Annotated in this window: 6 protein-coding genes; 1 reads left to right on the top strand and 5 read right to left on the bottom strand. The window is 71.0% G+C overall.

The window, feature by feature from the left end:
- Positions 1–202: 202 nt before the first annotated feature.
- The 5 genes from IPZ69_RS38125 to IPZ69_RS38105 form a co-directional block, all read right to left on the bottom strand.
- The gene (locus tag IPZ69_RS38125; RefSeq protein WP_235459298.1) at positions 203–1,111 is read right to left on the bottom strand and encodes an SCO1860 family LAETG-anchored protein; all 909 of its coding nucleotides are present in this window, start codon (positions 1,109–1,111) and stop codon (positions 203–205) included.
- Positions 1,112–1,256: 145 nt separating this feature from the next.
- Positions 1,257–2,348 (bottom strand): amidohydrolase family protein, encoded by a 1,092-nt coding sequence (locus IPZ69_RS38120; protein WP_235459297.1) that lies wholly within the window; start codon positions 2,346–2,348, stop codon positions 1,257–1,259.
- Between the two features lie 19 nt (positions 2,349–2,367).
- On the bottom strand, positions 2,368–3,198 hold the full coding sequence (locus IPZ69_RS38115; protein ID WP_308407584.1) for an amino acid ABC transporter ATP-binding protein: 831 nt from the start codon (positions 3,196–3,198) through the stop codon (positions 2,368–2,370).
- A complete protein-coding gene (locus tag IPZ69_RS38110; protein ID WP_235459296.1) occupies positions 3,195–4,028 on the bottom strand; it encodes an amino acid ABC transporter permease in 834 nt (277 codons plus the stop codon). The genes IPZ69_RS38115 and IPZ69_RS38110 overlap by 4 nt, the downstream gene beginning before the upstream one ends.
- A gap of 4 nt (positions 4,029–4,032) precedes the next feature.
- On the bottom strand, positions 4,033–4,887 hold the full coding sequence (locus tag IPZ69_RS38105; protein WP_235459295.1) for a transporter substrate-binding domain-containing protein: 855 nt from the start codon (positions 4,885–4,887) through the stop codon (positions 4,033–4,035).
- A gap of 192 nt (positions 4,888–5,079) precedes the next feature.
- Here IPZ69_RS38105 and IPZ69_RS38100 point away from each other — a divergent pair, with 192 nt between their 5' ends.
- A complete protein-coding gene (locus tag IPZ69_RS38100) occupies positions 5,080–6,177 on the top strand; it encodes a pyridoxal-phosphate-dependent aminotransferase family protein (protein ID WP_235459294.1) in 1,098 nt (365 codons plus the stop codon).
- Positions 6,178–6,411: the final 234 nt, after the last annotated feature.

Here is a 6,411-nt window from a genome sequence, read left to right as displayed (position 1 = left end):
CCCGCCCGATCCACCCTGGGGGACGGCGCGTCGCCCGGCCGCCCGACCCTCACGGACTCGACCGCCACCCGGCCCGTCGGGCCCCCAGGAACTCACCCACCACCCGGTCCATCCGATCCCCGGGAGGGCAGACCGCCCCCGACCCGGCGGGGCCTCCTACCTCGGCGTCAACCTCCGCCACGGCGGCAGCCCCACCCCGGTCTCACCCCCTGCGGCGCCGAGCCAGTACCAGTGCTCCTCCCCCGACCACCACGAACCCCAGTGCGCCGGCCGCCAAGTACGGGGTCGTCGGGTTGCCGCCCGTTTCTGCCAGGTCGGCCTCCGCCGGGGCGCCCTGGGGCTTTACGTCGGGGGTGGGGGTGGTCGACGGGACCACGGATCTTGCTAGGTGTGTGGGGGTTTCGCAGGTGGCCTTGGCCAGGATCAGGGTGCCCTCCACCTCGGCCACGTTGAGTTTCAACGGGTTGACGGAGACCTTGAGTTCGAGGGCGGTGGCGGCCGCGGAGCGGGTCGTGGTCTCGCGCTTCGACAGGTCGAGGCGGACCTCGCCGACCCCGGGCACCTTGACGTCCGTCGGACCGCCGGCGGTCAGCGTCACGCGCCTGCCGAGCACCGTGACCGAGCCGAGCACGTTCGAGGTGGCGACGGGCGCCTTCCCGGCCGCGCAGGTCGCCTTCGCGGTGACCGTGTCGACCTCGACCAGGGACAGCAGGCGCAGACCGGGGACGTGCAGCCTGGCGTGGGAGAGGCGGACGGAGCCCTCGGCGCGGTCGGCGGTCACCGTGGCCTTCGCCGAGGCGACGTCCGCGGCCAGGACGGAGAAGGGCCTGCCGCCGTCCACGCCGTCCAGGCGGGCGCTCAGCGCGGTCCGCTCGGCGCTCCGCGGTGCCTGGACCTCGTTGAGCGAGACCGCGAGCGGGACGTTCACGGTCTTGTTGAGCAGGGACACGTCCAGCCCGGTGCGCAGGACGACCGCGCTCGCACGACCGTGGTCGGTGGTCGCGTGCGCGGAGCCCGCGCCGGCCAGCACGGCGGGACCGGCGGCGAGGGCCGTGGCCGTCGCGACGGTGGCGAGACGGCGTGCGGGCATGCGGAAGTTGTTGCCGTTCAAGGTGTGGGACCCCCAGACGAGACTGCTTGGGACCCGGTCAGAATTACGCACTGTGGGTGAACGGTCAGCAATCCTGCGTCACTTCACTCAATAGTGAGTTTCTAGTCAATCCTTTCGAATCTCCCGGTACAGGCGTTCGCCCGCCCTACTGCACGACGAGCCCGTTGAGCACCACCCGGCGCGGAGCCGCCAGCACGCGTACGTCCGCCCGCGGATCCGCCTCGTACACCACCAGGTCCGCCGGCGCGCCCTCCTCCAGCCCCGGCCGGCCGAGCCAGGCGCGGGCCCCCCAGCTCGTCGCCGACAACGCCTCGACCGCCGGGATCCCCGCCGTGACCAGTTCCGCGACCTCGCCCGCGACCAGCCCGTGCGCCAGCGAGCCGCCGGCGTCCGTGCCGACGTACACCGGGATCCCCGCGTCGTACGCGCCGCGCACCGTGTCGTAGCGCCGCTCGTGCAGTCGCCTCATGTGCGCCGACCAGCGCGGGTACCTGCTCTCGCCGCCCGCGGCGAGGGAGGGGAAGGTGGCGATGTTGACGAGGGTCGGCACGATCGCGACACCGCGCTCGGCGAACAGCGGGATCAGGTCCTCGGTCAGGCCCGTGGCGTGTTCGATGCAGTCGATGCCCGCCTCGACCAGGTCCCGCAGGGAACTCTCGGCGAAGCAGTGCGCGGTGACCCGGGCGCCGAGCCGGTGCGCCTCGGCGATGGCCGCCTCCACCGCCTCGCGGGGCCAACAGGCGGACAGGTCGCCGAGGTCGCGGTCGATCCAGTCACCGACCAGCTTCACCCAGCCGTCGCCGCGCCGCGCCTCCTGGGCGACGTAGGCCACCAGCTCGTCCGGCTCGATCTCGTGGGCGAAGTTCCTTATGTAGCGGCGGGTGCGGGCGATGTGCCGCCCGGCCCGGATGATCTTCGGCAGGTCCTCGCGGTCGTCGACCCACCGGGTGTCGGAGGGCGAGCCCGCGTCCCGGATCAGCAGCGTGCCCGCCTCACGGTCGGTCAGCGCCTGCTTCTCGGCGACGTCCGAGTCCACCGGGCCGTGCGGGCCGAGGCCCACATGGCAGTGGGCGTCGACCAGGCCGGGCAGCGCCCAGCCCTCGACGGTCCGGATCTCCTGGGCGCCGGCGGGACGGTCGTACGAGACCCGCCCGCCGACCACCCACAACTCGTCACGGACCTCGTCCGGGCCGACGAGGATCCGCCCCTTCACGTGCAGCACCGCGTGATCGCTCATGTACCGCACCTTAGGACAGCTACCGCTCGGTCCCGCCCACCTGGTCCGAGGTCTCCTCCTCCACCTCGGCCATCGCCGGGTCGAGCAGGCGGGAGAGGAAGTGCCGGGTGCGTTCGTGCTGCGGGTCGCCGATCACCCGGGCGGGGGCGCCCTCCTCGACGATCACCCCGCCGTCCATGAACACGACCCGGTCGGCGACCTCGCGGGCGAAGGTCATCTCGTGGGTGACGACCATCATCGTCATGCCCTCGTCGGCGAGCATGCGCATGACGGCGAGGACGTCGCCCACCAGCTCGGGGTCGAGCGCCGAGGTCGGCTCGTCGAAGAGCATCACCTCGGGGCCCATGGCCAGCGAGCGGGCGATGGCGACGCGCTGCTGCTGACCGCCGGAGAGCGAGGACGGGTAGGCGTCCGCCTTCTCGGACAGGCCGACCCGCGCCAGGTTCTCGGCGGCGATCCGCGCGGCCGTCGCCTTGTCCCGGCGCAGCACGCGGCGCTGCGGCAGGGTGAGGTTCTCGGTCACCGACAGGTGCGGGAACAGGTTGAACTGCTGGAACACCATGCCGATACGGCGGCGCACGGCGTCGATGTCCACGTCGGGGTCGGTCACCTCGGTGCCGCCGACGAAGACCTGGCCCCGGGTAGGTTCCTCCAGGAGGTTGACGCAGCGCAGCAGGGTCGACTTGCCGGAGCCGGAGGGGCCGATGACGCAGACGACCTCGCCCTGGCGGATCTCCAGGTCGATGCCCTTCAGCACCTGGTTGTCACCGAAGGACTTGTGCAGGTCTCGGACCTGGATCTCGGCGGTGCCGGTGGCGGCGGGGGTGCCGGGGGTCCCGGGGGTGCTCACTTGACGGCCTCCTGGGCTTTGGCCTCCATGCGGCGCACGACGAAGCCGAGCGGGATCGTGACGAGCAGGTAGCACAGGCCGGCGACCAGGATCGGCGTGGAGTTGGCGGTCGTACTGGCCAGGTCACGGCCGAACTTGGACAGTTCCCGCTCCTCCAGGGTCACCCCGAGCAGCAGCACCAGGGACGAGTCCTTGAAGAGCATGATGAACTCGTTGGTGAGCGGCGGGAGGATGATCCGGAACGCCTGCGGGATGATGATGGAGACCATCGCGCGGGCGGGCGAGAAGCCCAGCGAACGGGCCGCTTCCATCTGCCCCTTGGGCACCGCCTGGATGCCCGCGCGGAAGGTCTCCGCCATGTAGGCGGCGCCGATCAGACCGAGCCCGAGGGCGGCCTTGCCGTAGGTGCCGCCGGGGATCTCCGTGCCGGGGAAGGCCAGGGGCACGGCCACGGCGATGAAGACGAAGATCAGCAGCGCGGGCAGGCCGCGGAAGACCTCGATGTAGACGCTCGCGACCCAGCGGTACGGGCCCACCGAGGACAGCCGCATCAGCGCGACGACCAGGCCGAGGGCCACGCCGAGCACGAAGCCGGACACCGTGTACAGCACGGTGTTCTTCAGCGCCAGCGTGAGGACGTCGGGGAACATCTGCCGCGCGATGTCCGGCTGCGCGAACTGGTTCTGCAGCCGTCCCCAGTCCGCCGTGACCGCGACGGCGATCACGGCGGCGACGAAGACGGCGTACTGGACGCCCCGGGACAGACGGCGCTTCTGACTCCGGGTCAGTCCCTTTTTCCGCGGCCGGAGTCGTACGTCGGTGTCGGCCATGGGGTCAGGAGGCGGACGGCGAGGCGGAGGCGGCGGACGCGGTGTACGGGCCGATCCACTGCTCGTAGAGCTTCTTGTACGTGCCGTCGGCCTTGGCGTCGGCGAGCGCCTTGTTGATGGCGGCGAGGAGCTTGGCGTTGCCCTTCTTCACCGTGAAGCCGTACTGCTCACCGGTGTTGAGGTTGTCGACCACCTGGAAGGCGCCGGCGTTGGCCTTGTCCTTCAGCCAGCCCTGGACCACCGGGTAGTCGATGACGACGGCCTGGACCTGGCCGGTGCGCAGGCCGTTGAGGACCGCGTCGGAGGACTCGAAGGAGACCGGATCGTAGCCCTTGCCCTTCGCGTAGTCCTCGCCGGTGGTCTGCGCCTGGGCGCCGAGCTTCTTGCCCTTGGCCTTGACGTCGGCGAGCGAGGTGATGCCGCTCTTCTTGTCGACGAGGACGGCCTGGGTGGCGTCGAAGTACGGGTCGGAGAAGTCGACGTTCTTCTTGCGCTCGGGGGTGATCGTCATGCCGGCGGCGGCCAGGTCGCACCGGCCGGAGTTGAGGAACGCGCCCGTCTTGAAGTTCTCGAACGGCGTGTCGACGATCGTCTGCTTCACCTTGAGGTTCTTGGCAACGAGATCGATGAGCGACACGTCGAAGCCCTGCACCTTGCCGTCGATCTCCGACTGGAACGGCGGGTACGGCAGATGCGTGCAGGTGGTGAGCTGTCCGCCCTGGACCACCTCGACGCCGCCGGCGGCCGTCTTCTTGGCACCGCCGCTGTCGCTCGACGAGCAGCCGGCCACGAGCACGAGCCCGGCCGTCGCGGTGGTTGCGGCCAGGACGCGGGCCCGGCGCCCGAGGAGCGTTTTCACGAGGGAGACCTCTCTGTGGGGGAGCTTTGAGTTCCGGTTATGGGGCTTCCGATTATAAGGAGATGTTTGGGTGTCTCAAACCAAACCCATGGCTTCGGAACCGTCCGGCCTGGGAAGTCGCCGGTCGAAGGGGATGAACCCGGCCGGTTACGCTCATCTGCGTCGACCCCCGTGAGCGAGGAGAGCGCCGCCGTGACCCACCCCTTCCTCGACCTGCCCCCGCTGAGCGCCGCGCACTTCGCGTCCATCGAGGACCGGGTGGCCGGGCTGCTGGACACCCGGCAGGACGTGGTGATCATGCAGGGCGAGGCGCTGCTGCCGCTGGAGGGCGCGATCCGGGCGACGGCAGGACCGGGCACGACGGCACTGAACGTGATCACCGGCCCGTACGGCCAGACCTTCGGGGACTGGCTGCGGGACTGCGGGGTGACGGTGATCGACCTGGCGGTGCCGTTCCACACGGCGGTGACCGCCGCGCAGATCCGGGAGGCCTTCGCCGAGCACCCGGAGATCGGCTTCGTGTCCCTGGTGCACGCGGAGGCGGCGACCGGCAACACCAACCCGGTCGCGGAGATCGGCGAGGTGGTACGGGAGCACGGCGCGCTGTTCTACCTGGACGCGGTGGCCTCCGTCGGCGCCGAGCCGGTGCTGCCGGACGCGTGGGGCGTGGACCTGTGCGTGATCGGGGCACAGAAGGCGATGGGCGGGCCGGCGGGTGTGTCGGCGGTGTCGGTGAGCGAGCGGGCCTGGGCCCGGATGGCCGCGAACCCGAACGCCCCGCGGCGCTCCTACCTCTCCCTCCTCGACTGGAAGGAGCGCTGGCTCGACGGCGGCCGGACGGCACTGCCGCACGCTCCGGCGCAGTTGGAGATGCTGGCGCTGGAGGCATGCGTCGAGCGGATCGAGACGGTGGGACTGGACGCGGTCATGGCCCGGCACCGGGCCGCGGCGCTCGCCACGCGGGCGGGCGCGGCGGCACTGGGCGGGGGTCTGGAGCCGTATGTGTACGAGACCCGGGACGCGGCGCCGGTCGCCACGACGCTGCGGGTGCCGCCGAAAGTGGTGGCCTCGGAGTTGGTGGCCCGGGCCCTTCGGCACGACCCCGCGGTGCCGCTGGCCGCGGGCGGGGGCGCGCTGGCCAAGGAGATGATCCGGGTCAATCACTACGGCGCGGACGCGACGCCGCGGACCGTGGCGGCGAGCCTGACGGCGCTGGGCGCCGCACTCACCGAGGCCGGTGTGGCCACGGATGTCGCCCGTGCTCGGCGGGCCGCGGAGGCCGCCCGGTGACAGCCGTCGGCGTTCGTCCTGCGGGAGCGCGTCGGCGGAGTTGCCGGGGGCTGAATTCAAGGCAATTCCGCGATGCTTTTTCGACGATAGCTTTCCCGAGTTCTTCTGCCCGCTTTTTGCGGAGCTAAACAGGGGTAATTTCATCCAGGTTTCAACCCTGTGACGCACTCCACACAGAGGGGTGATTTGACCGTCTTTGCGCCGGTCAAATCACCCTTTTTCACCTCCCGGTGC

It is taken from the genome of Streptomyces olivochromogenes (genome assembly GCF_021538895.1).
GTDB classification, from domain to species: Bacteria; Actinomycetota; Actinomycetes; order Streptomycetales; family Streptomycetaceae; genus Streptomyces; species Streptomyces olivochromogenes_A.
Note: the sequence above shows the minus strand (reverse complement) of the source record. Positions and strands in the feature narration are given on the sequence as shown.

Bases quoted from the DNA above. Each gene is read 5' to 3' on its own strand.
- IPZ69_RS38120 (WP_235459297.1), bottom strand. From the start codon at position 2,348: ATGAGCGATCACGCGGTGCTGCACGTGAAGGGGCGGATCCTCGTCGGC.
- IPZ69_RS38110 (WP_235459296.1), bottom strand. From the start codon at position 4,028: ATGGCCGACACCGACGTACGACTCCGGCCGCGGAAAAAGGGACTGACC.